This window comes from Halomonas sp. ML-15, assembly GCF_014779595.1.
Classification (GTDB): Bacteria; Pseudomonadota; Gammaproteobacteria; order Pseudomonadales; family Halomonadaceae; genus Franzmannia.
Genome location: NZ_JACXZT010000017.1, coordinates 40,464 through 64,529, shown reverse-complemented (window position 1 = coordinate 64,529; position 24,066 = coordinate 40,464). Strand labels below are relative to the sequence as shown.

At 60.8% G+C, this 24,066-nt stretch carries 23 protein-coding genes; 19 read left to right on the top strand and 4 right to left on the bottom strand.

Annotated features, from left to right (window positions below):
- Positions 1–20: 20 nt before the first annotated feature.
- From accD to IEI94_RS09845, 11 genes are all read left to right on the top strand, one after another.
- The gene (accD, locus tag IEI94_RS09895; protein WP_191167142.1) at positions 21–1,004 is read left to right on the top strand and encodes an acetyl-CoA carboxylase, carboxyltransferase subunit beta; all 984 of its coding nucleotides are present in this window, start codon (positions 21–23) and stop codon (positions 1,002–1,004) included.
- Between the two features lie 11 nt (positions 1,005–1,015).
- Positions 1,016–2,374, top strand: coding sequence for a bifunctional tetrahydrofolate synthase/dihydrofolate synthase (gene folC / locus IEI94_RS09890; RefSeq protein WP_191167141.1), 1,359 nt, complete (start codon positions 1,016–1,018; stop codon positions 2,372–2,374).
- Entirely contained in the window at positions 2,371–3,039 is a 669-nt protein-coding gene (locus tag IEI94_RS09885) for an SPOR domain-containing protein (RefSeq protein ID WP_191167140.1), read from the top strand. Before folC ends, IEI94_RS09885 begins: the two co-directional genes overlap by 4 nt.
- Complete coding sequence (locus tag IEI94_RS09880) at positions 3,039–3,641, top strand: CvpA family protein (protein ID WP_191167139.1); 603 nt, start codon at positions 3,039–3,041, stop codon at positions 3,639–3,641. The genes IEI94_RS09885 and IEI94_RS09880 overlap by 1 nt, the downstream gene beginning before the upstream one ends.
- A 68-nt stretch (positions 3,642–3,709) precedes the next feature.
- Positions 3,710–5,230 carry an amidophosphoribosyltransferase gene (gene purF / locus IEI94_RS09875; RefSeq protein WP_191167138.1) on the top strand — a complete coding sequence of 507 codons (1,521 nt, stop codon included), beginning with the start codon at positions 3,710–3,712 and terminating at the stop codon, positions 5,228–5,230.
- Complete coding sequence (locus tag IEI94_RS09870) at positions 5,220–6,425, top strand: O-succinylhomoserine sulfhydrylase (protein ID WP_191167137.1); 1,206 nt, start codon at positions 5,220–5,222, stop codon at positions 6,423–6,425. Before purF ends, IEI94_RS09870 begins: the two co-directional genes overlap by 11 nt.
- Before the next feature lie 342 nt (positions 6,426–6,767).
- Positions 6,768–7,790, top strand: coding sequence for a GGDEF domain-containing protein (locus tag IEI94_RS09865; RefSeq protein WP_224750052.1), 1,023 nt, complete (start codon positions 6,768–6,770; stop codon positions 7,788–7,790).
- Positions 7,791–8,032: 242 nt separating this feature from the next.
- Positions 8,033–9,418, top strand: a complete 1,386-nt coding sequence (gene fliD, locus IEI94_RS09860) for a flagellar filament capping protein FliD (RefSeq protein WP_191167136.1) — start codon at positions 8,033–8,035, stop codon at positions 9,416–9,418.
- A gap of 145 nt (positions 9,419–9,563) precedes the next feature.
- Positions 9,564–10,952: a flagellar filament capping protein FliD gene (fliD, locus tag IEI94_RS09855; protein WP_191167135.1), complete on the top strand. Its 1,389-nt coding sequence runs from the start codon at positions 9,564–9,566 to the stop codon at positions 10,950–10,952.
- A gap of 245 nt (positions 10,953–11,197) precedes the next feature.
- A complete protein-coding gene (locus IEI94_RS09850; protein WP_191167134.1) occupies positions 11,198–12,370 on the top strand; it encodes a FliC/FljB family flagellin in 1,173 nt (390 codons plus the stop codon).
- A gap of 419 nt (positions 12,371–12,789) precedes the next feature.
- Positions 12,790–12,981: a hypothetical protein gene (locus IEI94_RS09845; protein WP_191167133.1), complete on the top strand. Its 192-nt coding sequence runs from the start codon at positions 12,790–12,792 to the stop codon at positions 12,979–12,981.
- Positions 12,982–13,436: 455 nt separating this feature from the next.
- Here the strand turns inward: IEI94_RS09845 and IEI94_RS09840 are convergent, their stop codons facing one another.
- The 3 genes from IEI94_RS09840 to IEI94_RS09835 are packed head-to-tail and all read right to left on the bottom strand — an operon-like array spanning position 13,437 to position 14,383.
- A complete protein-coding gene (locus IEI94_RS09840; RefSeq protein ID WP_224750051.1) occupies positions 13,437–13,961 on the bottom strand; it encodes a zeta toxin family protein in 525 nt (174 codons plus the stop codon).
- A gap of 51 nt (positions 13,962–14,012) precedes the next feature.
- Complete coding sequence (locus IEI94_RS22600; RefSeq protein WP_224750050.1) at positions 14,013–14,168, bottom strand: hypothetical protein; 156 nt, start codon at positions 14,166–14,168, stop codon at positions 14,013–14,015.
- Positions 14,168–14,383, bottom strand: coding sequence for a hypothetical protein (locus IEI94_RS09835; protein WP_191167132.1), 216 nt, complete (start codon positions 14,381–14,383; stop codon positions 14,168–14,170). Before IEI94_RS09835 ends, IEI94_RS22600 begins: the two co-directional genes overlap by 1 nt.
- A gap of 68 nt (positions 14,384–14,451) precedes the next feature.
- Here IEI94_RS09835 and IEI94_RS09830 point away from each other — a divergent pair, with 68 nt between their 5' ends.
- From IEI94_RS09830 to IEI94_RS09800, 7 genes are all read left to right on the top strand, one after another.
- Positions 14,452–14,661, top strand: a complete 210-nt coding sequence (locus IEI94_RS09830) for a type II toxin-antitoxin system RelE family toxin (protein ID WP_191167131.1) — start codon at positions 14,452–14,454, stop codon at positions 14,659–14,661.
- Positions 14,662–14,682: 21 nt separating this feature from the next.
- Positions 14,683–15,054, top strand: coding sequence for a helix-turn-helix domain-containing protein (locus IEI94_RS09825; protein WP_191167130.1), 372 nt, complete (start codon positions 14,683–14,685; stop codon positions 15,052–15,054).
- A gap of 146 nt (positions 15,055–15,200) precedes the next feature.
- The gene (locus IEI94_RS09820) at positions 15,201–16,010 is read left to right on the top strand and encodes a flagellin (protein WP_318153386.1); all 810 of its coding nucleotides are present in this window, start codon (positions 15,201–15,203) and stop codon (positions 16,008–16,010) included.
- Positions 16,011–16,117: 107 nt separating this feature from the next.
- Positions 16,118–16,792, top strand: coding sequence for a hypothetical protein (locus tag IEI94_RS09815; RefSeq protein ID WP_224750049.1), 675 nt, complete (start codon positions 16,118–16,120; stop codon positions 16,790–16,792).
- Between the two features lie 135 nt (positions 16,793–16,927).
- The gene (locus IEI94_RS09810) at positions 16,928–17,431 is read left to right on the top strand and encodes a hypothetical protein (RefSeq protein ID WP_191167129.1); all 504 of its coding nucleotides are present in this window, start codon (positions 16,928–16,930) and stop codon (positions 17,429–17,431) included.
- Complete coding sequence (locus IEI94_RS09805; protein ID WP_191167128.1) at positions 17,422–17,778, top strand: hypothetical protein; 357 nt, start codon at positions 17,422–17,424, stop codon at positions 17,776–17,778. Before IEI94_RS09810 ends, IEI94_RS09805 begins: the two co-directional genes overlap by 10 nt.
- A 117-nt stretch (positions 17,779–17,895) precedes the next feature.
- Positions 17,896–18,114 carry a hypothetical protein gene (locus IEI94_RS09800; protein WP_191167127.1) on the top strand — a complete coding sequence of 73 codons (219 nt, stop codon included), beginning with the start codon at positions 17,896–17,898 and terminating at the stop codon, positions 18,112–18,114.
- Positions 18,115–18,175: 61 nt separating this feature from the next.
- Here IEI94_RS09800 and IEI94_RS09795 read toward each other — a convergent pair whose 3' ends face one another.
- Positions 18,176–21,676 carry an EAL domain-containing protein gene (locus IEI94_RS09795; RefSeq protein WP_191167126.1) on the bottom strand — a complete coding sequence of 1,167 codons (3,501 nt, stop codon included), beginning with the start codon at positions 21,674–21,676 and terminating at the stop codon, positions 18,176–18,178.
- A gap of 369 nt (positions 21,677–22,045) precedes the next feature.
- On the opposite strand from IEI94_RS09795, the gene IEI94_RS09790 reads away from it, so the two are divergent.
- A complete protein-coding gene (locus tag IEI94_RS09790) occupies positions 22,046–23,995 on the top strand; it encodes a methyl-accepting chemotaxis protein (protein ID WP_191167125.1) in 1,950 nt (649 codons plus the stop codon).
- Positions 23,996–24,066 lie beyond the last annotated feature (71 nt).

Genomic DNA, 24,066 nt, shown 5'->3' with positions numbered 1-24,066 from the left:
CATACGGGAAGCATTCTGACATGAGCTGGCTAGACAAGATCGTGCCCTCCATGGGCCGTATCCAGCGCAAGGACCGACGCGCCAGCGTGCCCGACGGGCTGTGGCGCAAGTGCCCCAAGTGCGAGGCAGTGCTCTACCTGCCCGAACTCGATAAACACCATAACGTCTGCCCCAAGTGTGACCATCACCTGCGGCTGACTGCGCGCAAACGCCTCGACTGGTTCCTCGACAAGGAGGACCGCAGCGAGATTGCCGCCGACCTCGAGCCGGTGGACCGCCTCAAGTTCCGCGACTCCAAGAAGTACAAGGACCGCCTCGCCGCAGCCCAGAAGAGCACCGACGAGAACGACGCGCTGGTCGCCATGCGCGGCACCCTCGACGGCATGCCGATCGTCGCGGTGTCCTTCGAATTCACCTTCATGGGCGGCTCGATGGGCGCCATCGTCGGCGAGAAATTCGTGCGCGCGGCAAGCGCCGCGCTGGAGGAGGGCATCCCGCTGGTGTGCTTCTCGGCCTCGGGTGGCGCGCGCATGCAGGAGGCGCTGTTCTCGCTGATGCAGATGGCCAAGACCTCTGCGGCGCTTGAGAAGCTCAAGCAGGCCGGGGTTCCCTATATCTCGGTGCTGACCGATCCGGTCTACGGTGGCGTCACGGCGTCCTTGGCGATGCTTGGCGATCTCAATGTGGCCGAGCCCAACGCCTTGATCGGTTTCGCCGGGCCACGGGTCATCGAGCAGACCGTGCGCGAAAAGCTGCCGGAAGGCTTCCAGCGCAGCGAGTTCCTGCTCGAGCACGGCACCGTGGACATGATTGTCCATCGCAGCGAGATGCGCGAGCGCCTGGGGGCAGTACTGCGCAAGCTGATGCACCTGCCGGTGACCGGCATGCCCGAGGAGCACGAGCCCGACCTGGTCGATGTCGCCGAGCAGCAGCCCGCCGAGGCCAGCGAGGCGGAGGAGCCGCTGGAGCAGCCCGCCGAGGATGACGGCCAGGAGCCGCGTTGACGGAGCGCCCCATGAGTCCGCCCGATAGCCCCTCACAGCCCGCCGATCTGGCGGGCTGGTTGGCGTATCTCGAACGCCAGCATCCGCTCAGCATCGAGCTCGGCCTAGAGCGTGTCGCTGCGGTGGCCGAACGCATGGGGCTATTCGACGCACCCGTCGCCGGGCGCTTGATTACTGTTGCTGGCACCAACGGCAAGGGCTCCACGGTGGCGGTGCTCGACGCGCTGGCCCGTGCCCACGGCCTGACCACCGCCAGCTACACCTCGCCGCATCTGCTGCGCTATAACGAGCGCCTGCGCTTTGACGGCGCCGAAGCCGACGACGCCACCCTGATCGCGGGCTTTGCGGCAGTCGAGGCGGCGCGCCTCGCCGACGAGCCGATCAGTCTGACCTACTTCGAGGTCGGTACCCTGGCCGCACTGCACAGCATCGCGCAACGCTCACCGCAGCTGGCGATACTCGAAGTGGGCCTGGGCGGGCGGCTGGATGCGGTAAATATTCTCTCCGCCGACGTCGCGGTGGTGACCACCGTGGCCCAGGATCACGCCGCCTTTCTCGGCACCGACATCGCCCAGATCGGCCGCGAAAAGGCCGGTATCATGCGAGCTGGGCGTCCAGCGGTGCTGGGCAGCAGCGAACTGCCGCCCAGCGTACGCGCCTATGCCGATGAGCTGGGTGTACCGCTGTACGCGCTGGGCGAGCAGATGACCCGTAGCGAGCCCGATGCCGACGGGCGCTGGCAGTGGCAGGGACACATCACAGGGCAGCGCGAAGGCGACTCGCTGACACTTGACCACTTGCCCGACCCGGGGCTGCCGCTGGACAATGCGGCGAGTGCGCTCCAGGCACTGGCGTTGACCGGCCTGACGCTCGACGCCGAGTGCTGTCGCCAGGGGTTGGCGCAGGTGCAGCTGGCCGGTCGCATGCAGTGGCTGGGCAATTGGTGCCTGGATGTGGCGCACAACCCGCATGCGGCCCATTATGTGGCCAGGCGCCTGGCTCAACGGCCCTGTGACGGCAAGCGCTATGCGCTGCTCGGCATGCTCGCCGACAAGGACGCCGCCGGCGTGGTGGGTGAACTGGCCGGGCAGATCGACGCCTGGGTCACGGCAAGTCTCGACGGCGAACGCGCGCGTAGCGCCGCGGCGCTGGCGGATACGCTGAAGGCCAGCGGCCAACCGGTGGTACACCGCGCCGAGAGCGTGGCCGCCGCCGTCGCCTGGCTGAGTGAGCGCCTCGGCGCTGATGATCAAGTGCTGGTGTGCGGCTCGTTCTTCACCGTGGCCGAGGCGCTGGCAGAGGTTCAGGCTAGGCAACTACCGCCGTTGGCAGAGGATGCCAGCATCTGGCATGAGGAGGGATCAGCATGAAATATGGCATGCGTGAACGCATCAGTGGGGCGGTGATCATTATTGCCCTGGGGGTGATCTTCGTGCCGATGCTGTTCGATACGCCGACGCCCCGCGAAGAGCGCCCGGCACCGGTGCTTACCATCGAGCAGCCTATCGACGTGCAGCGCACCCCGGTGGACGAGCCGAGCCCCCCGGCCAGTCTCTCGACGCCGCCGTCAGGCGAGATCGACGAGCCGCCCGAGGTCGATGTCGAGCAGGTGGTCGAGGCCACCGAACCGGTGGTGCGCGACGAACCGGGTGATCTCGACGAGCCGACCCCGGCCGAGCCCGAGGTCGACAGCGATCCCATCGCCGAGCTGGCCGAGGCCGCCCAGGCGCCCAGCGAACCCGAGCCGACGCAGGAGGCCGAGTCAGAGCCTGCCAGTGAGGCACCTACGGCTGCCGTTGAAGGCGGTGAGTGGACGGTGCAGGTAGGCAGCTTCGGCGAGCCGGCCAACGCCGAACGCCTCGAGGCGCAGCTCAACGAGCAGGGCTTCAGCGCCTACCGCCGCGCGCGTGACAACGATATGACCAGCGTCTACGTCGGGCCCTTCGCCAGCTCCAGCGACGGTGAGCAGGCCCGGACCGAGCTCCAGGAGCGCGCCAATATCCAGGGACTGCTGATTCGGGTGCGGGAGGATTGATGAGTCTCACCTGGCTGGACATGGCGTTTCTGGCGGTGCTCGCCATTTCGATGCTGGCGGGCTTTATGCGCGGCTTGATCCGCGAGGGGCTGGGTCTGGCAGCCTGGGTCATCGCGCTGATCGCCGCGCGCATGTTCGCCGAGCCGGTGGCCGACATGCTCAGCGGGCTGATCGACAACGCCGACGGCAGGCTGGTGCTGTCGTTCATTCTGGTCATTTTCGTGGTGATCATGATCTGCGGTTTGGTGATCCGTGCCGTCCATGCCGCGGTAGAGTGGGTCGGCATGGGCTTCTTCAACCGCATGGCGGGGGCCGCCTTCGGTGTGCTGCGCGGCGCGGCGATCCTGGTGCTCGTCACCGTGCTGATTTCGCTGACGCCGCTGTCGCAGCTCGAAGCGTGGCGCAACGCCGAGCTACGGCCCACCTTCGAGGAGCTGCGCGGCTGGGTGATCAGCCAGGTCGAGGCCTGGGAACAGCGTGACCCCGAGCGCACCGAGGCGTGGCGCAATATCTCGCTACCCGGTTTCGGGGGCGATGACGCCGATGATGATGGGGCGCTCGACGATCCCGATAGGCAGGGCGGAGCGCCGCCCGCCCAGTAGCATCCCAACTATTTTATAGGGCCGGCGTTGTCGGTCGGTCGTTAAACAGTGCAGCGAGGTAAGGCGGAATGTGCGGTATCGTGGGCCTGATGGCCAACCAGGCGGTCAACCAGAGCATCTATGATGCGCTGACAGTCCTTCAGCATCGTGGCCAGGATGCCGCCGGGATGATGACATGGCATGAAGACCGCTTCCTGCTGCGCAAGAGCAACGGACTGGTGCGCGACGTCTTCCATACTCGCCATATGGCGCGCCTCAAGGGCAACCTGGGCATCGGCCACGTGCGCTATCCCACCGCTGGCTCGTCCAGCGAAGCAGAGTCGCAGCCGTTCTACGTCAACTCGCCCTACGGCATCTCGTTGGCCCACAACGGCAACCTGACCAACTCCGATCAGCTCAAGCAGGAGCTGTTCTCCACCGACCTGCGCCATATCAATACCAGCTCCGACTCCGAGGTACTGCTCAACGTCTTCGCCCATGAGTTGGGCAAGCAGGGCCATCATCTCGAGCCCGAGGACATCTTCGACGCCGTGCGCCGCGTGCATCGTCGCTGCAAGGGCGGCTATGCTGCGGTGGCGATCATCAACGGCTTCGGCATGGTCGCCTTCCGCGACCCCCAGGGCATCCGCCCGGTGGTGTTCGGTACCCGCGACGAGGGCGGCCACCAGGACGTGATGATCGCCTCCGAGTCGGTGGCGCTGGACGTCGGCGGCTTCGAGCTGCACCGCGACCTCGCCCCGGGCGAGGCGATCTTCGTCGACATGCGCGGCAACATCCACACCCAGCAGTGCGCCGACAAGCCGATTCTCGCGCCGTGCATCTTCGAGCACGTCTATCTGGCGCGGCCCGACTCGATCCTCGACGGTGCCTACGTCTACGGCACCCGCATGCAGATGGGCCGCAAGCTCGGCGACCGCATCCAGCACGAGTGGCCGGAGCACGATATCGACGTGGTGATCCCGATCCCTGATACCTCCCGCACCTCGGCGCTGGAGCTCGCCCAGCATCTCGGCGTGACCTACCGCGAAGGTTTCATGAAGAACCGCTATATCGGGCGGACCTTCATCATGCCCGGCCAGACCCAGCGCAAGAAGTCGGTGCGCCAGAAGCTCAACGCCATCGACATCGAGTTCAAGGGCAAGAACGTGCTGCTGGTCGACGACTCCATCGTGCGCGGCACCACCTGCAAGCAGATCATCCAGATGGCCCGCGAAGCCGGCGCCAGCAAGGTCTATTTCGCTTCCGCCGCGCCGCCGGTGCGCTACCCCAACGTTTATGGCATCGACATGCCGGCGGCCAACGAGCTGATCGCCCACGGCCGCAGCGAAGCCGAGGTCGGCGAGCTGATCGGCGCCGACCGCATCTTCTACCAGGACCTCGACGACCTGCGCGACGCCTGCCGCGAGGTCAATCCGGCCCTCGAGCAGTTCGACTGCTCGGTGTTCGACGGCCAGTACATCACTGGTGATATCGACGACGCCTACCTGAGCCAGCTCGAGGCCTCGCGTAACGACAGCGCCAAGGACCAGAACGTCAGCGACCATGCCCTGGTCGGCATGCACAATCAGGATGACTTCGATGACGACTGACAACTCACACGACTGGGCCCTGGCCACCCAGGCGATCCGCGCCGGCCATGCCCGCACCCACGAGCAGGAGCACGGCGAGCCGATCTTCCCGACCTCCAGCTTCGTCTACGGCAGCGCCGCCGAGGCCGCGCGCAAGTTCGGCGGCGAGGAGCCGGGCAATATCTACTCGCGCTTTACCAACCCCACGGTGCGCAACTTCGAGAAGCGCTTGGCGGTGATGGAGGGCGGTGAGCGCTGCGTCGCGACCAGCTCCGGCATGTCGGCGATCCTCTCGACCGCCTTGGCGCTACTCCAGGCCGGTGACGAGATCGTCGCCTCGCGCTCGCTGTTTGGCTCCACCGTCAGCCTGTTCGACAAGTATCTGGGCAAATTCGGCATTACCACCCGCTACGTCGAGCTCTCCGATCTCGAGGCCTGGGAAGCCGCGATTACCCCAGCGACCCGTCTGCTGTTCGCCGAGACGCCGTCGAACCCGCTCTCCGAGGTGGTCGACATCAAGGCACTGGCCGAGATCGCCCATCGCCACGACGCCTGGTTGGCCATCGACAACTGCTTCCTGACCCCGGCGCTGCAGAAGCCCATCGAACTCGGTGCGGACCTGGTGATCCACTCCGCTACCAAGTACCTCGACGGTCAGGGGCGCGCCATCGGCGGGGCGGTAGTCGGTCGCGACAAGGAGCTCGAGGAGCTGTTCGGCGTGGTGCGTACCTGCGGGCCCTGCATGAGCCCGTTCAACGCCTGGATCTTCCTCAAGGGCCTCGAGACCCTCAATCTGCGCATGAAGGCGCACTGCGAGAACGCCCTTGAGCTGGCGCGCTGGCTCGAGGCTCACCCGGCGGTTGCGCGGGTGCACTACAGCGGTCTCGAAAGCCATCCCCAGCATGCCCTGGCCAGCCGCCAGCAAAAGGCCTATGGCGCCGTGCTCGGCCTGGAAGTGGCCCCGAGCAGTGGCAAGGGCGCACGTGAAGCGGCCTGGTCGGTAATCGACGCCACCCAGATCATGTCGATCACCGGCAACCTGGGCGACGTCAAGACCACCATCACCCATCCCGGCACCACCACCCACGGCCGCCTCAACGAGGAGCAGAAAGCCGCCGCCGGGATTAGCGAAGGGTTGATCCGCGTCGCCGTCGGCCTCGAGGACCTCGACGACCTCAAGGGCGACCTGGCCCGCGGCCTGGACGCCCTGGTTTAGCCACTCCAGCGCAATTAATGTGGGAGCGGTTTCAACCGCGATGCAGCGCGCAGCGCTGCCGGCCAAACCAACCCCATCGCGAATAAATTCGCTCCTACATTAGCCAGGGTCGCCCGACCCCAATGTAGGAGCGGTTTCAACCGCGATTGCAGCGCGCAGCGCTGCCGGCCAAATCAACCCCATCGCGAATAAATTCGCTCCTACATTTGCCAGGGTCGCCCGACCCCAATGTGGGATCGGTTTCAACCGCGATTGCAGCGCGTAGCGCTGCCGCTTCTTAACCATTGCTTGCCAGCTGCCGCCGTTGCTGCAATGGTTGACGCAAACGTCCCTGGTATCGCCATGAGTGACACTCCTCCTCCCAGCGCGGCACGACTGACCTTCCACGAGGCGCTGATGGCGCATCCTCTGGTCCGCGAGCTGTGGCACCATTTTCCTGAAAATATGTTTCTGGTGCGGGCCGAGAAGGACGGCCACTTCGTGGTCGAGGCTGCCAATCCGGCGCAGCTAGCCACCATTGGCCGCGAGTGCCTCGGCAAGCCGCTCTCGGCGTTTATGCCAGAAGCGACTGTCGAGGCGATCTACGCTCGCTATCGTGAATGCGTGGCGGCAGATATACCGATGCGCTATGAGGAGCACGTCGCCTTCTTCGATACGCAAGGCCAGGAGCAGTTTGGTTACTGGTTAACGCTGATAGTGCCACTGCACAACGACCCTGATGACCTGCAGCGCGTCACTCATCTGTTCGGCATTGCACAGGATGTGACCGAGCTGCGGAACGCTCGTGATGCCCTGGAGCAGCACAATCAGGCGCTGGAAGCTCGCGTTATGCAACGCACCGCAGAGTTGACTCGCGCCAACCACGAGCTGACGCTGCTTAATGCCCAGCTCGAGGAGATGGCCAGCCGTGATTTTCTCACCGGTTGCTATAACCGCCGCCATATCGAAGTGCTTGGCCAGCGTGAGCTGGAGCGCGCACGGCGCTACGCGTCGCCACTCAGCGTGCTGATGATCGATCTAGACGCCTTCAAGCAGGTCAACGATACCCATGGCCATGCCGCCGGCGATATCGCCCTCAAGCGCGTCGCCACCAGCCTCGCCGGTGAACTGCGCGAGAGCGACTTGCTGGGGCGCTTCGGCGGCGACGAGTTTCTGGTCCTGTTGCCCGGGATCGCCGAGCGGGATGCCAAGGCCACTGCCGAAAGGCTGTGCCAGCGCATCGTCGACCTGACCGACATCTCGATCAGCCTTGGGGTCGCCACGCTGGTGGAGCAGGACGACAGCCTGGATAGCCTGGCCGGCCGCGCCGACCAGAGGCTACTCACCAGCAAACGTCGGCACTACGAGCAACGTCAGCATCAGTGACCTCGTCCAGGGCCCGCTCCCACCTCTGCCTTGGCACCATCCCCGTGTAGGAGCGACGCCATTCGCGATTCGTGGGAGCGGTTTCAACCGCGATTGCAGCGCGAAGCGCTGCCAGGGCCTCAGAATCATGCCTGCCGCGTAAAGCGCCTGAAAAAATCTCCTCCTGCACCCTAAAGTTCCCACTCCTCCCCGCCGATGGCCCAGAGTAGAGAGGAAAATACACGCACTTTGGAGTTGGTTGTATGTCGAGTATCACCTCACTAGGAGTAGGCTCCGGTCTCGACCTGAACGGTCTGTTGGGGCAGATGCAGGAAGCCGAGGAAGCCAGGCTCGAACCCATCGCACAGCAGGTCGAGTCGCAGCAGGTGCAGATCTCGGCCTACGGTGAGATCCAGAGTGCGCTCTCGGGGTTCGGCGACAGCGTCACCAATCTCAACGACCCCTCGCTCTACCAGAGCGTCACCGCTGAGGTCAGCGGTGACGCCGTGCAGGCGGCCGCCGGGCCCGAGGCGAGCCCCGGCCGCTTCGAGGTCGACGTGCAGAGCACGGCCACGGCCGGCAACCTCACCAGCGAGCGGGTCGAGTACCTCGACACCATCGTTTCCACAGAGGGCGGCGAGCTAGCGCTGACGTTCGCCAACGATGAGCTGGATCACTCGGTCGATATTGCCGCCGACAGCACTCTGGAAGACGTGCGCGACGCGGTCAACGCCGACCCCGACGCAGCGGTGAACGCCTCTATCGTGTTCGATGGCGAAGGCCACCGCCTCACCTTCATGTCCCAGGGCACCGGCGAGCAGGCATCGATCACCGGCACCAATTTCGCCGAGCTGGCGGAAGGCAACCTCGCTGATGAGCCGGGCGGCACCATTGGCCAGCCTGGGCAGGATGCCGAGCTGTCGGTCAACGGCATCGACATCACCAGCCCCACGAACCAGGTCGAAGACGCCATTCAGGGTGTGACCCTCGACCTCCAGGAGCCGGGTAGCAGTGTAATCACGGTGGCGCAGGATACTGGCAGCATCCGCGAGGCGGTCACCGGCTTCGTCGATTCCTTCAACGAGCTGCGGGACACCACCGACCGCCTTACCGACTTTGATAGCGAAGAGGGAGAGGCCGGCCCGCTGATCGGTGATAGCGCGGTACGTACCATCGAATCCAGTCTGCGCAACGAACTCAGCGCTGGCGAAATGCAGGACGGTGAGCTGTCGCTGCTCTCCGATATGGGCCTTTCGCTCAGCGTGGATGGCACTTTGGAACTGGACGAGCAGCAGCTGGACAGCGCCCTGGCGAACGATCCCGATGCCGTGGCCGGCTTTTTCGCCGGCGATGACGCCACCGCCGGGCTGGCTGGGCGGCTGGAAAGCACTACCGAGCAGCTGCTGAGCAGCAACGGTGCCCTGGAGGGCTCCATCAACAGCGCCGAGAATCGCATCGACAGCCTGGGTGAGCGCTTTGAGCGCACCGAGCAGAGCATAGAGCAGACCATCGACCGTTACCGCACCCAGTTCCAGCAGCTGGATAGCATGATGGGGCAGATGCAGCAGACCAGTAACTACCTCACTGAGCAGCTGAGTGGCATGGGTGGTGGCCAAGGCGGCGGTGGTGGCATGGGCGGAATGATGTAGCAGGACCGCCCGAGATAAGCGCTTACCGACCCCGGCTTAGTCCGGGGTTTTTTTACGCCATAGAAAAAAAGCGCCTAAAGTTACCGCGCTACTTGCCGATAATGACGTTATCAGGGTGAAGACCGCTCACAGGGAGTAATACGGCATGACCACCATCACATCACTGGGCATCGGTTCGGGCCTCGACCTCAACGGCCTGCTCGAGCAGCTCAACGAAGCTGAGCGCGGCAAGCTCGAGCCCATTGCGCGCCAGCAGGAGCAGCAGCAGGCCAAGATATCGGCCTACGGCCAGCTACAGTCGGGGCTCAACGAGTTCCAGGATGCGGTGGCCAAGGTCAACGACCCTAAGCTCTTCGAGAGCCTTTCCACCAATGTAACCGGCGGAGAGGGCGTTTCCGCTACTGCCTCTGCCGAGGCCAACGCTGGCCGCTACGAGGTGGAAGTAGTCAATGCGGCACGCGCTGGCAGCCTGGCTACCAGTAGCGTGGCCGCCAATGATCAGCCGCTGACCGCTGCCGACGCTCAGCTGACCCTCAACTTTGGCCGTATCGACCCAGATACGGGCGAACCCGCCAGCGTCACTCTGGATCTCGAGGAAGGCGCTACCCTGATCGATATCCGAAACGCCATCAACGCCTCTGACGACGCTGGGGTCACAGCCTCCATCGTCAATGACGGCAGCGGCTATCGCCTGGCGCTGAGCTCCAAGGAGACCGGCCAGGATGCCTCTATCGAGGGTCTCGAGTTCAGTGGCCTGGCCGATGGTGTGGTTCTGGATGCAGATCCGGCGACCCAGCGTGAGGGCATCGATGCCGAGCTCAACGTCAACGGCATTCTCATCACCAGTGCCAGTAACCGTATCGAAGGCGCCATCCAGGGCGTGACCCTGAACCTTGAGCCTGGCACCGAGGGCTCCACCTCCACCGTAGTGGTGGAGCAGAACACCCGCGCCGTGCGCGAGGCGGTGACCGCTTTCGTCGACGCTTATAACGATCTGAAGGAAACCATCGGCAACCTTACTGGGTATGATGCCGAGACCAACACGGCCGGTGAGCTCAACGGCGACAGCATGGTCCGTACCATCGAGTCGCGCATGCGCAGCATACTTAGCGGCGGCGTGGCCGGCGGCGAGCTCGCCACCCTCAACCAAGTTGGCATCTCGCTGCAGCGCGACGGCACCCTGGAGCTGGATAGCGACCGTCTCGATGAGCTAGTGACCGACAACATGGCCGGCCTTAGCGACTTTTTTGCCGGCGACGGCAAGGACGCCGGCATGGCGGGACAGCTCAACCAGAGCCTTGACCAGATGCTGGGCAGCAACGGCCTGGTGGAGAACACTATCAGTGGCGCTGAGAGCCGCGTCGAGAGCCTCAATGAGCGCTATGCGCGGATGGAAAAGAGCATCGAAGCGACCATTTCGCGCTATCGTATCCAGTTTGGCCAGCTCGACGCCATGATCGCCCAGATGAACCAGACCAGCGACTACCTTACCCAGCAGTTCAGTGCCATGGATGCCCAGTTGGGGCGTGGGTAGAGATAATCGTGTGTTGTGGACATCACAGCTTCGTCACGCTGGCGGCCTCCGGGCCGCCAGCGACGTTTCAAACAGACAGTTTTTGCAAAAAAACTTCCCAAGACCCTAAAGGTTTCCCATCAGCTTCCGATAGTTAGAGTAACGGCCAACGGCGCCGTTGCGGCGGGCCCGGAGGGATCGGGCCGCAACATCAAGAAGACCGGGCCCGCCAATGGAGCCCTCAACTATCAGGAAGGAATATCACCATGTCAGTGATCAATACCAACATCACTTCCATGATTGGCCAGTCCAATCTGAACAAGTCCCAGAACGCCCTGCAGACCTCCATGGAGCGTCTCTCCTCCGGCCTGCGTATCAACAGCGCCAAGGATGATGCCGCCGGTCAGGCCATCGCCAACCGCATGACCAGCCAGGTCACCGGCCTGGCCCAGGCCCAGCGTAACGCCAACGACGGTATCTCGATTGCCCAGACCGCCGAAGGCTCGCTGAACCAGGTCAACGACAACCTGCAGCGTATTCGTGAGCTGAGCGTTCAGGCGTCTAATGGCACCAACAGTCAGAATGACCTGCAGTCCATCCAGGATGAGATTGGCCAGCGTCTGGCCGAGATCGACCGGATTTCTGAAGAGACCAGCTTCAACGGCGTCGATGTGCTGGCGAGTAACCAGGGGCTGCAGATTCAGGTTGGTGCTAACGACGGTCAAACCATCACCGTTAATCTGCAAGAAATCAATGCAGAAACATTGAATCTTGGTGATTTCAACGTCAACGGTGCGCAAGCAGCAACCGGCAATGATGTATTAGCGGCTGCTCAGGATGAACCCGCTGACGGCGATACTATCGAGGTTGGTGGTACTACATATACTTATCATGATGAAGTAGACAATGACGATGGTAATGCGTTTACAGGTTGGTCTACTCTAGATGCCGCCGGTTTAGGTGGTGCGGACGATGCAGCCACAGCTGCTGCTGCAACCGAATTTAGTGAGATCGAGGAGGCTGTTGCTGATAACGACGGTGTGTTTGAAGCTTCTTTCGGTGGCGAGACTTATGAAGTTGATGCTGAGGGCGTCGTCACTGATGGAACAGACCAGATTTACGTTGAAGAAGGTGAGTTTACCGCTGACCCCGAGGTCATTGCCACTGAGGGCCCGATGGCAGCTTTGGACGCAGCCCTGAACCAGGTCGATAGCCTGCGCTCCGAGCTTGGTGCCGTTCAGAACCGTTTCGAAGACGCTATCACCAACCTCAACACCAACGAAACCAACCTGTCTGCCGCTCGTTCGCGCATCGAAGATGCCGACTACGCCGTGGAAGTGGGCGATATGACTCGCGCCCAGATCCTGCAGCAGGCTGGTACTTCTGTGCTGGCACAGGCCAACCAGATCCCGCAGAACGTGCTGTCTCTGCTGGGTTAATCTGAGGCTTGGCCGCAAGGCTGCAGTAGTAAGTAACGACGGGGGCCTAAGGGCCCCCGTTTTTTCAGAACATAAGCAGGAATGTTGAAAGATGGCTTGCACTATCTGTAGTTCGGGAAGTCACACGGCGAGGAATTGCCCGCAACCACAGCGTTGTTCAAACTGTGGTGGTGTTGGTCATAATATTCAGACATGCCCCGATGCTAGGCGATGCAGTGTTTGTGGCAGTTATCAACACGATAAGCGGACGTGTCCAGATCGATAGCTATAGGGCAGTCTGCAGCCTTGTTGAAGGCTGAGAGTCTTTCTTGCAAGGAGCAAGACATGGGATTATGGAATGAGCTGGGTGGTTCAAGCACAAGGAAAAGTGTTGCACGAAGTGTGCTAAGGGAAAGGAACTACAATATTTCAGGTGGGTCATGACTCCTGACGACTATAAGCGGGTGGTCGAGCAGCTTCAGGGGATGATCAAGGAAACACAACTTATGATTGATCGATTTGAAGCGACTGGCATGGATACGCAGATGCCAGGGGACTACAATGCGCTGCTGAGTATTCTAGACGATGCTGTGAAGCAACAGCGGGCGAATACCATGGCGATGCTGAGATAGCTTCTTTTTATTGCCGGCTTCCGGAGAAACTTCACGGACGTTACTGATTAACCATTGTCATGCCCAGTTTGATTAAATACTGGTCGCTGAAGGTGACATTCATGGATGGCTTATTATCTTTTTTTATAGTTCTATTTCCCATTGCCATCGTCTGTTTCTTGGTCTATCACCTGATAGAGTCGCTGTATAGCCGTTGGCTGCTGTGGCGTGAATTGCCCACCCTTGAGGAGTACCGTAAGGAATATCCGCACTGTCAAACGTCGAGAGGTCTGCGCTGTTGTGAGTGCAATTCGGGAGTGATTTGGCAGCATCGATTGAATGAACGAGGTAAAGCGATGTTTGAATGTCGTCACTGTGGCACTTTCCTCTATAAGAGGCCGTGAGTGACGAGTTGTGGCTACATTACACGATTACTCTGATTTACGATGGGGGAGGTGGTTACTTGCTTGGATGTATTATATTTTGAGAAATATGCTGTTGTAGAACCAATCGGGCACTTCATCTACTTTTATGTCGATATTGCCTGTCGGTGTTACTTCTGCTAGCCATATGTTCTCATTGCCTGAGTTGTCGAATATAAATGCACGATCAGAAAACCTAATAGCATCCAGCAATAGGTTGAGCGAGCGATAGTAGCGCTGACGAATTTTTTCTTCTGGCACAGAGTGGCCGCCTGCTCTTACGCGATTCTGAACACGCTGAATATTTATGTCAGGATCGTCAGTAGCAATGTAGTATAGGTAGTTTTTAAATCCTACATCCTGTGCTCTTTCTAGTGCTCTAATCTTGTCATCTGATGACATTACTGTTTCAAATGTAAAGCTTGTTTTTGAATCAATGAGTTTTTCTCGAATAAGAGATGAGGCAATAGAAGCAATATAGGAATTTGGCGGCGAGAAGGAAGGAAAAGTTATACGGTTTTCTTCAAATTTTATTTCTTTTAGCTGCTGCGTCAGGAATGCATTTTTTGTTAAGGGCAACTCATAAAAATATTGCTCAATTTCATCCTCGGATAGCTCGACTGAATAATCTTAAAAATATATGGCGCCTGCTTCTTTAGCATCGCTTTCAATGTCATTAGGGTTGATATAAACCCCTTTCATCTGAGTGGGGATGACATCCTTGATAGTGCTTTTTCCTGAACCATTTGGCCCAGCAAACATTCGCAAACGAGGTGTACTGTCCATCAGGTTACCTTCAGTTTCATGCCTGCCGATACCTTGTGCTTGGGTGGAGCTTTTTTCAAAATATGGCGGGTGCCATTGGGGTAGGTTTCGACGAGGTTGCCATCGACGACTTCTATTACCGTTTGGCCGCTGCTCAGTGATGCGTTATAGGCGCGGCGCGTATAACGTGCCGTATTCTTAGCAAAGCGCTGTTCTGCATCAAGCTTGTTTGTCATTTGGGTTGCCTCGTTACCATGGGTGTTACCTGAATATCATACAAGCGCTGGCCAGAGTATGCTAGGCAGTGGCGTGGAGTCCGCCAGACGCGCAGCGCATCCAGCGTAAGATCGCGATCTATGCCGAAGATCCGGTGGCCCAGCGCAACAACGTCAAGGCGCTGGTGGGGAGCGAGTATATCCGCCTGCGGGTTGGGGAGTGGCGGGTGATCATGGACGACCGGGGTACGGTGCTGTTGGTACTCAAAATTGGCGCCCGCGGCGATGTCTATCGGTGACGAATCACGAGGAAACGGATCATGGGTACACCACAGTTCATCCAAACCCCTGCCGGCGAGCGACTGGTGGTGCTGAGTGAACAGGACTATGCCAGGCTGCTCGAACAGGCGGAAGACCATCACGATATCCAGGCGGCGCATGAGGTTCGTGCCCGTATCGAGGCGGGTGAGGAGACATTTCCATCCAGTGTCGTCGAGGCGTTGCTCAATGGTGGGGCACCGGTAAAGGTGTTCCGTGAGCATCGGGGGCTGCGTGCAGGCGAGCTTGCTGAGCGGGCGGGGATCAGTCAGGGCTACCTGTCGGAGATCGAAGCTGGCAAGAAGAGCGGCTCGCTGGCTGTGTTGAAGCGAATCGCCGGCGTATTGGGCGTGGAGCTGAGTGATTTAGCGTGACGCCTTGAAAACCAGTGCTGGGCTGACGCTGAACCGTTCGGAGAACGCTTTGATATGTCATCGCCCTCAAGTTTCCCTGCCGCCTGCCGATAACCTGTTTATCTATCCCTGCGCGCCATCCGGCGCGCGCTTGAGGGCATGCTACGGTGCTGGTGCTCAATACCTCTATCATGTCGATGCTGGCGCGCCAGCATCTCCACGCTAGCCAGTCTGAGCTGCAGACGGCGATGCAGCGGCTGTCTTCCGGGCTGCGGATCAATAGTGCCAAGGACGATGCCGCCGGTCAGGCGATCGCCAACCGCATGACCGCGCAGATCCGCGGGCTGGCCCAGGCGCAGCGTAACGCCAATGACGGTATCTCCCTGGTGCAGACCGCCGAGGGTGCGCTGAATCAGGTCAACGATAACCTGCAGCGTATCCGCGAACTCTCGGTTCAGGCGGCCAACGGCACGCTCAGTGCACGTGATCGGGCCTCGATTCAGAACGAAGTCGATCAGCGGCTGGAAGAGATCAACCGGCTCACCGGCCAGACCGATTTCAACGGCGTCAAACCGCTGGGGCAGACGCGCTCGCTTTCGATTCAGGTCGGCGCCAATGATGGCCAGGTGATCGATATTGAGCTACCGGCGCTCGACCTTAGCGGGCTGGGCCTCGAAGATTTCAGCGTTGAGGGGGAAGACGAAGGGCGCCTGGCCCAACTCGACGAGGCGCTGCGGCGCGTTGACCGCCAGCGCAGCTATCTTGGCGCGACGCACAACCGGCTCGAAGGAGTGATCGATAACCTGGCCACCACGCAAACCAATCTGGCCGCCTCGCGGTCGCGGATCATGGACGCCGACTATGCTGTAGAGGTGTCGCGGATGGTGCGGGCGCAGATTCTCCAGCAGGCCAGCGCGGCGATTCTGGCTCAGGCCAATCAGCTGCCGAATACTATCCTTACGCTTCTGGGGCGATGATATCTTACTGATTAACTTCAATAATCCTTAAAGAATGATGGCCAAGTGCCGATAATCCCTTTGCAGCCTTGGGAGGGCTGCATGACATCAATATGCAAGGGATACCCATGAAAAAGATAATGACTGCCGGTGTTACGGCTCTGTTGCTGGCTGCTGGCACCAGTGGCGCTCAGGCGTTTGAAGATCGTGTCAGCGTAGGCGTGCTGGCCGGGACGACCGGGGTGGGGGCAGAGGTCTCGTGGCGTTTTCATGAACGCATGGGCGTTACCGCTCAATACGCCGGCGGGTTGAGCTGGAGCGGCGACTTCGATACCGACGATGTAGATTACGACGGCGATCTGGATATTTCTGCCGGCGCCATCAAGTTCGACTACTATCCGTTTGCCGGCCGCTTTTACCTGACTGCTGGCGCCATGCTGCCGGACATGGAAGCCAACGTTCGCGGGCGTTCCAAGCACAATGATAGCTTCGAGTTCGACGGCGTAACCTACGCTGCGAGCGATATCGGCAGCGTGCACGGCACATTGACCATTGCCGACGGCGTACAGCCCTATGCCGGGCTGGGCTGGCGCTCATCGCATCGCCAGGGCTTCGGGATTTTCTCCGAACTCGGGGTGATGGCGACCAGTATCGACGTGTCGCTCAGTACCTCTGAAAACTTCGAGGCGGAGGATGGTGATTTCCGTCGCGACCTGCGTCGCGAAGAGCAGCGTCTGAAAGATGAGGCCGACAAGCTGCCGTTCTACCCGGTGGCGGTGGTCGGGGTCTCTTACACCTTCTGAGTAAGCCATTCGCAGGACGATATGCCCGGGCCATGTGACCCGGGCATTGTCGTGATATAGCGGTCTCAAGTTTGGTGATAGCTTGCCGATATTCTGATATAGCAATGCTGTGAATAACAACAATACCGATATTTCATGCAGGGAGAACAGACGTTGACGCATTTCGAGACCTTTCCCACCGCCCTTGAGGTGGACGTCATTGGTGGTCTGGAGCAGGCATTGAGGCGTTTGCAGGAACGCGATGCGGGGTTGCTTGAGGCGCAGGCCAATGAGCGTACTATTACTGCCCGCCTCGGGGGATATCTGCAGGAGCTGTTTCCCGACTGGGATGTCGACTGTGAGTTCAATTGCTGGCGCGGGCCGCTGCAGCGTAGAGGCCATGTCGTGGTCTCCACCACCAGCGCCACCACCGAGGCGCCGACCATCTTTCCCGACCTGCTGATCCATCGCCGTGCCGATGGAGAAACCCTGGCGGTGATCGAAGTGCTGAAGAGCGATGCCCAGAGCGCTCGCCACCGTGAGAGGCGCAAACTTCAGCACTGTCAGACGAGGCTCGGTTGCCCCCATGCGGCAATGATCGAGATCGGCGTTGGTGAGAGGCGTGGTCGCCACCATGTGGAGATGCTCTCATGTCCATGACCGCCGGAGGCATATCCGCGCGGGATCTATTGCACGATCTCATCCCCAAGTTGAAAGCCACGGAGAGCTTCGTCAACGACACCCTGGTGGTGATGATCGATCAGGCCCCGCCCGGGGAAGAGCGCTTACGCCGGGAGCGTCAGCGGCAGGAGTTCCAGCTCAACCTGACCATGATCCGCATGAATCTGAAGCATTTGCTGAAGCGCCATGCTCATCTGCTTGACGAGGTGAGCGAGGCCGACGACCTCTCGCCCGGCCAGATGCTAAAGCTCGATGAGCATGAGCGAGTGGCGCTGGAGAGTGCCAGGGCGCTATATGAGCAGACTCAGGCGCTCCAGACGCGCTGACTGGCCTGTCTCATCCTCGCCGTAAACGCCCCTTCCCCTGCGCTTTTCAGTGTATCGGGCACGATTTGACGGATATACACTGGGGATAGCACTATTCCACCACCCTGAGAGATTACCGTGATTCCAACCGACTACCAGCAGGTCATTGAGGAGTTCGATAGCCTGATCCGCGACGCTCGTGCGCTGATGGTGCGCCTCGAGGCATCGGGGATGGACGAGACGCATCAAGCCGACTATCTCGACGTACATGCCATCTATGCCAAGGCGGTGGCTGACCAGCGTGTCTATACGTTGTCGATGCTTGATCGCGAGGGAGCCGAGGAGCGGGCGGCCTGATCCTCTCAGGCTGGCGCAATGGCTATCTCAGTCCCGGGACCAGCCTCCGCCAGCAGTGGGCTCAGGAGGTGATTTCGGCGGCGTGCCACGCTTGTTGCCATGCGGAGATCTCGTCGGCGGGCATTGGCCTGGCGATACCGTAGCCCTGCATCAGGTGGCAGCCCAGCGCCTCCAGCGCTCGGGCGTGAGCCATGCTCTCCACGCCTTCGGCGAGGACCGGGCGTTTAAACTTGCGCGCCAGGAAGATGACGCTCTCGACGATAGCGTGGTCCTCGTCGTTATCGAGCATGCGTGAAACGAAGCTGAGGTCGATCTTGATCAGGTCGACCGGCAGATTGCGCAGGTAGGAGAGGGACGAGTAGCCGGTGCCAAAATCGTCCAGTGCCAGCTCGATTCCCAGCGCCTGACAGCCTTCCATGACCTGCATTGCCGCGTCGATGTCGTCCAGTGCGGCAGATTCCAGTACTTCGATCTTGATATCGCCGGGGCCAATTTGCGGGTGTTGCCGCATGAGGTTGGCAAGCACATCGAGGAACTCGAGTCGGACCAATGACTGCGGGCTCAGGTTCACGCTGATCGGCAGCACCAGGCCGGTGTGACGCCAGGCATCTGACTGCCGCAGCGCGGCTTCCAGTACCCACTCATCAATGGCCTGCTCGAGCTCGGTGCCGGCCAGCAACGACAGGAACTCGCCGGGCGCCAGCAGGCCGCGCTGGGGATGTCGCCAACGGATCAACGCTTCCACGCCGACCAGGCGATGGGTGCTCATGTCGACTTGTGGCTGGTAGAACAGCTCGAACTCATGCCTGGCAAGCGCCTGAGTCAGTCTTGCAAGCTGCTCGCGTTGGCGGCGGATGCGCAGGTCCTGGCTAGCGTCGAACAGCTGGTAGCAGTCACCGCCGCGCTCCTTGGCCTGGTACATCGCCTGAGTGGCGTGACGCAGCAGCATATCGGCGTCGCTATCGTCCTGGGGATAGGTGGCGATACCAATGCTGGCGGTAATGCTGAGTGTTTCGCCGTCGATGATCAGCGGCTTGGCAAGGGCGTTGCGCAGGTGATCGAAAGTCTCCAGACCCGGTCCCGGTCCCTCCTCGGGGAAGATCAGCGCGAATTCGTCACCACCTACGCGGGCCAGCTTGCCGTGGTCCTTGAGCACCCCCTTGAAACGCTGGGCCAACATCACCAGCAGCTGGTCGGCGACCTGATGCCCGTGACTCTGGTTGATACTGCCGAAGTGGTCGAGGTCGAGCATGCAGACGGTCAGCGACTGGTCGAAGCCCTCGGCATAGTCGAGGAGATCCTGCAGCTGTTGGGTGAGGTGATCGCGATTGGCCAGGCCGGTGAGGGTGTCGAAGTTGGCAGCGCGGTAAAGCTCTTCGCTGTGGCGTTTGCTGCGGGTCAGGTCGGAGAATACCGCGACGTGATTGATGATCTGGCCCTGGTCGTCGAAGACCACCGAGACCGACAGCATGGCGGGAAAGGTTTCGCCGTTCTTGCGTCGGCCGGCAAATTCGCCGTGCCAGTCCTTGCCCTTCTCCAACTGGTTGATCACGGTGGGAGCGTCGGCCAATCCAGGCAGCACCGAGCCCAGCTGAGTGGCATCAATGTTGATCAACTCCTCGCGGGTGTAGCCGGTGATCGCACAGCAGGCCGGGTTGACGTCGACCACGACGTACTCGGTATCGGTGATCAGAATGCCTTCCTGGGTGTTGTCATAAACCCTCGCGGCGAGCTTGAGGCGCTCCTCGAAGGTCTTGCGCTCGCTGATGTCCGACTGGATATCGATGAAACCCGTCAGTTGGCCCTGCTCGTCGTAGAGTGCGTCACAGCGGATATGCACCCAGTAGGAGGTGCCGTCGCGGCGATAGTGAATCACCTCCTCCTCGAAGCCTTCGCCGCGCGCCAGCGCCGCCTCGATGCGGGCGTTGGCGATAGGGTCGGTGGCGGGGCCGCGGAGCAGCTCGCCGGGGCGCTTGCCGAGTGCTTCATCGCGCGTGTAGCCGGTCAAACGCTCGAAGCCTTCGTTGACCCACTCGATGCGGTCATTGGCATCGCAGATAAAGACGCTGTTGCTGGTGCGCTGGGCGACCTGCGACAGCCGCGTGATGCTCTGCTGGCCACGCTGATGTTCACGCCTCACTCGCAGCGTATCGACCAGCTGTGCGGTAGTGCTGAGCAGCGGCGACAGGAAATCCACCAGAGCATCGTCAAAACCGCCGGGGCGGTTGGCCAGCCCCAGCATGGCGACCATGCGGCCGTTGATACTGATCGGCACCCCCAGGAAGCTGGCCAGTGTCGGGTGCCCCGGTGGCAGTCCACCCTTGCGCGGGTCGTTGGCAGGATCATTGCTGATCACGGTTTGCTGGGTGCGCAGCGCGTGGCCGAACAGGGTGTCGAGATTGTGGAACTCGAGGCCATCCGGGGCCGCCTCGAGCATTGCCCGGGAGGCCTTGTCCCAGGCGATATCGGTGATCGCGTGCTCCTTTAGGTAGGGCTGATCCTCGCCATCGTAGAAAATTTCACCGATGAAGCCGAACTCACTATCGGTCAGGGCAATCACTGCCTTGAGCAGTGGCTCAAAGGCCTGATGGCCGTCGTCGCTGGCGATGAAGTGCGACTGGGCCTTGACGATAACGCTGTCGAGCTGGTGTTGGTGCTGCAGGCGCTGCTCGATGCGCTTGAGCTGGTTGGCGTTGTGCAAGGTGCCGAGTACCTGCACGGTCTTGCCATCGACCACCAGCGGCTGGCCGGTGAGCTGCACCCAGTCGTGGCCACCCCCGGTTGAGGCCAGTCTCAGCGCCACCTCGAAACCCTGTTGCTGTTCGATGGCATCGTTGAGGCCCTGGCGTAGTATCTGCTGGTCGTCTGGGTGGTAGCGCGAGATGGCGGCCTCGGGTGGCGTAGGCTCGTCGCCTTTGATGCCGAGTTGCTGGAAAACCGCTGTGCTCCAGAAGGCAAGGCCGGAACTGACATCGAGCTCCCAGACGCCGATGCCGGCATGATCCGCGGCGTCTAGGAGTCGCTTATCCAGCCGCTGTTCGAAGAAGTGAACCGCTTGCTGGGCTAACAGCAGCAGCAGGTGGCGCTGCAGCGGGCTGGCGCGGCGCGGCTGGGTGTCGAGCACGCACAGCGAGCCGATGGCGTAGCCGTCGCGGGTGATCAGCGGGGCGCCCAGGTAGTAGCGCACGAAAGGCGCCTCAATGACTTGAGGGTTTTCGGCAAAGCGCGGATCGAGGCGGGTGTCGAGCACCTCCATCGGATGGTCGTTCAAGATGGTGTGGGCGCAGAACGAGATATCGCGAGGCGTTTGGTCGAAGGGGATGCCCGTCGAGCTCTTGAACCACTGACAGCTCTCGTCCACCAGCGACAGGATCGCCATCGGGGTTTCAAGCAGTTCGGCGGCCAGCTGGGTGATGAGATCGAGCTCGGCGTCACGGCGATGGTCATGCAGCGTATATCGCCACAGTCTGTGCAGACGCTGTGCTTCATTGTCGTGTAGTTGCGGGGTCTGCATGGTTACTGCCTCGGCATCCATGTGGTCGTCGCCCAAAGGCTGGGACATTCACAGGTGTAACACATATTTACCGCCAGTTGGTCGTCAATCGTTGGTGGCCATTGACGCGCTACTGGGTAGCCGTGGCGATGTCGGTTGCCCGGATTTCTCTTTCCGTCGTAAGCGGTACATGGGGGAAATGCCCTGTAACTGATCTATCGACTCCTTGGCGCAAGTCTTTAATCTTTGGTGATAAAACATTCGTTCGTTCTGTTTTAAGCCATTGGTTGAGCCAGACCAATACGTCGCGAGGCAATTGTTCATAATACTTAAGTTGTATCAGCTGAAGCCGATAGAGCTGGAGTAGGCAAGCCACAACCAAAAAAACGCCACACACTATGTCGATTCGTCATAGTGACTTTGCAGGGAGTTTGATCTATGAAGCTGTTGCACCGAGTGCCGATGGGCATGAAATTCATGTTGGTACTGCTGCTGCCGCTACTGGCAGTCTTCTACTTTGCCGGATCGGGGGCATGGGAGCGCTGGCAACTGAGTCGCAGTATGCACCAGGTGGCGTTTCTTACCGAGGTGGCCAGCGATGCTGGCAATCTAGTGCATGCCCTGCAGGCTGAGCGGGGGCTATCGGCAGGCTTTTTGAACAGTGACGGACGTGAGTTTTCCACAGAGCTGAACACCCAGCGCCAGCGCGTGGATGAGGCGCAGGAGGCATTTGCCCATGAGGTGGCTGGCCTTCCGAGGGATGCCCTGGCACCCGAGGTCAACGAAGAGCTCGACGCGACCCTCGCCGAGCTTGGCGCCATCGCTGAACTACGCCAGCGGGTCGATGGCGGTACGTTTGGCGCCGAGGCGGCTATCGATGCTTACACCACGCTCAACAACCGGCTGATCGATATCGTGCCGGTGCTGACGCAGCTTACCGACCAGGGGCGTGTGGTGGAGCAGATAGCCGGTTACTACAACTTACTGAAAGCCAAGGATCTGGTGGGCGTCGAGCGTGCAGTGCTGGCGAGCGTGTTTGCCGCCGATGCCTTCGATGGCGAGCTTCTGCAGCGTCTGCTGGGACTGACCGGTGCCGAGGCCGCGTATATCGATGGCTTTCATGCGTTTTCTACTGCTGATCAGCGCGATGGTTATGCCGGCTATCTCGACAGTGACGTGGTACGCGATGCGCTGACGCTGCGTGAGCGCGCCATCGCAGGTGCCGAGCAGGGTGGTTTTGGTGTCGATGCCGGTGACTGGTTTCGCTTGCAGACCGAGCGCATAGGGCTGCTGAAATCGGTAGAGGATGATGTGGCTGCGGGGCTTCTGGCCGAAAGCCAGGCTCTGCGGCAGACGGCTAACCAGGCGTTGAGCGGCTATTTGCTGGTGGCTGGACTGGTAATCGGGCTGGCGCTGATGTTGGCATGGTGGATCACTCGTAGCATCGTCGCGCCGCTCAAGCGTACCCTGCATCGGATTGCCAGCAGCAAGGGTGACCTGACACAACGTCTTGAGGTGCTGGGCAGTGATGAGCTGTCGCAGCTCAACCTTGCTTACAACACGGCGAGCGACAGCACCGAGCAGATGGTGCTGTCGATCAAGCGCAACGCCGAGTCGATCAGTAGCGCCAGCGGTGAGATCGCTCAGGGCAATCAGGACCTGGCCCAGCGCACCGAGGAGCAGTCGAGCTCGCTGGTGGAGACTGCTACCAGCTTGGAGCAGGTCACCGCGACGGTGAGGCAGACCGCTGACAACGCTGAGCAGGGGCGGCAGTTGGCCGGTGAGCTTGACGCTCAAACACGCCAGGCGGGGCACACGACTGGAGACGCCAGTAGTGCCATGGAGGCGATCAAGGCGTCGAATCATAAGGTCACCAGTATTGTCACGGCGATTGACGAGATTGCCTTCCAGACGAATCTGCTGGCGCTCAACGCCTCGGTGGAAGCGGCCCGTGCTGGGGAGCACGGTAGGGGGTTCGCGGTAGTCGCCGCAGAGGTGCGAAAGCTGGCCCAACGCTGCGCCTCAGAGGCCAATGAGATTCGACGACTGGTTGCCATCAGTGTCGAGAAGATAAATGAGGGCGAGCAACTGGTAGATACCTCCAGCCAGCAGTTGAAGGTGGTGGTCGAAGGCATGTCACGCATGAGCCATTACGTCAGCGATATCGCGGCGGCCGCCATCGAGCAGTCGGCGGGTATCGAGCAGATCAATCAGGCAATGTCTCAGCTCGAGGAGGTCACACAGCAGAATGCCGCACTGGTAGAACAGGCCGCTGCGGCCAGCAAGTCGCTGGACGATCAGTCTGATGAGATGACGTCGCTGGTGGGGCGGTTCAAGGTCCGTGAAGCTACCCAGACGCCGCGGCTTGGTCATGCCATGACGGGCTGATCTGGTGAATGCTCCGCTGTAAGTACCGTTTGGCAGCAATATGCCACTGTCGGGAAACGTCAGCGTACATC

Coding starts and splice junctions, on each gene's coding strand:
- accD (WP_191167142.1), top strand. CDS start 21: ATGAGCTGGCTAGACAAGATCGTGCCCTCCATGGGCCGTATCCAGCGC.
- folC (WP_191167141.1), top strand. CDS start 1,016: ATGAGTCCGCCCGATAGCCCCTCACAGCCCGCCGATCTGGCGGGCTGG.
- IEI94_RS09885 (WP_191167140.1), top strand. CDS start 2,371: ATGAAATATGGCATGCGTGAACGCATCAGTGGGGCGGTGATCATTATT.
- IEI94_RS09880 (WP_191167139.1), top strand. CDS start 3,039: ATGAGTCTCACCTGGCTGGACATGGCGTTTCTGGCGGTGCTCGCCATT.
- purF (WP_191167138.1), top strand. CDS start 3,710: ATGTGCGGTATCGTGGGCCTGATGGCCAACCAGGCGGTCAACCAGAGC.
- IEI94_RS09870 (WP_191167137.1), top strand. CDS start 5,220: ATGACGACTGACAACTCACACGACTGGGCCCTGGCCACCCAGGCGATC.
- IEI94_RS09865 (WP_224750052.1), top strand. CDS start 6,768: ATGAGTGACACTCCTCCTCCCAGCGCGGCACGACTGACCTTCCACGAG.
- fliD (WP_191167136.1), top strand. CDS start 8,033: ATGTCGAGTATCACCTCACTAGGAGTAGGCTCCGGTCTCGACCTGAAC.
- fliD (WP_191167135.1), top strand. CDS start 9,564: ATGACCACCATCACATCACTGGGCATCGGTTCGGGCCTCGACCTCAAC.
- IEI94_RS09850 (WP_191167134.1), top strand. CDS start 11,198: ATGTCAGTGATCAATACCAACATCACTTCCATGATTGGCCAGTCCAAT.
- IEI94_RS09845 (WP_191167133.1), top strand. CDS start 12,790: ATGACTCCTGACGACTATAAGCGGGTGGTCGAGCAGCTTCAGGGGATG.
- IEI94_RS22600 (WP_224750050.1), bottom strand. CDS start 14,168: ATGGACAGTACACCTCGTTTGCGAATGTTTGCTGGGCCAAATGGTTCA.
- IEI94_RS09835 (WP_191167132.1), bottom strand. CDS start 14,383: ATGACAAACAAGCTTGATGCAGAACAGCGCTTTGCTAAGAATACGGCA.
- IEI94_RS09825 (WP_191167130.1), top strand. CDS start 14,683: ATGGGTACACCACAGTTCATCCAAACCCCTGCCGGCGAGCGACTGGTG.
- IEI94_RS09815 (WP_224750049.1), top strand. CDS start 16,118: ATGAAAAAGATAATGACTGCCGGTGTTACGGCTCTGTTGCTGGCTGCT.
- IEI94_RS09810 (WP_191167129.1), top strand. CDS start 16,928: ATGCAGGGAGAACAGACGTTGACGCATTTCGAGACCTTTCCCACCGCC.
- IEI94_RS09805 (WP_191167128.1), top strand. CDS start 17,422: ATGTCCATGACCGCCGGAGGCATATCCGCGCGGGATCTATTGCACGAT.
- IEI94_RS09795 (WP_191167126.1), bottom strand. CDS start 21,676: ATGTCCCAGCCTTTGGGCGACGACCACATGGATGCCGAGGCAGTAACC.
- IEI94_RS09790 (WP_191167125.1), top strand. CDS start 22,046: ATGAAGCTGTTGCACCGAGTGCCGATGGGCATGAAATTCATGTTGGTA.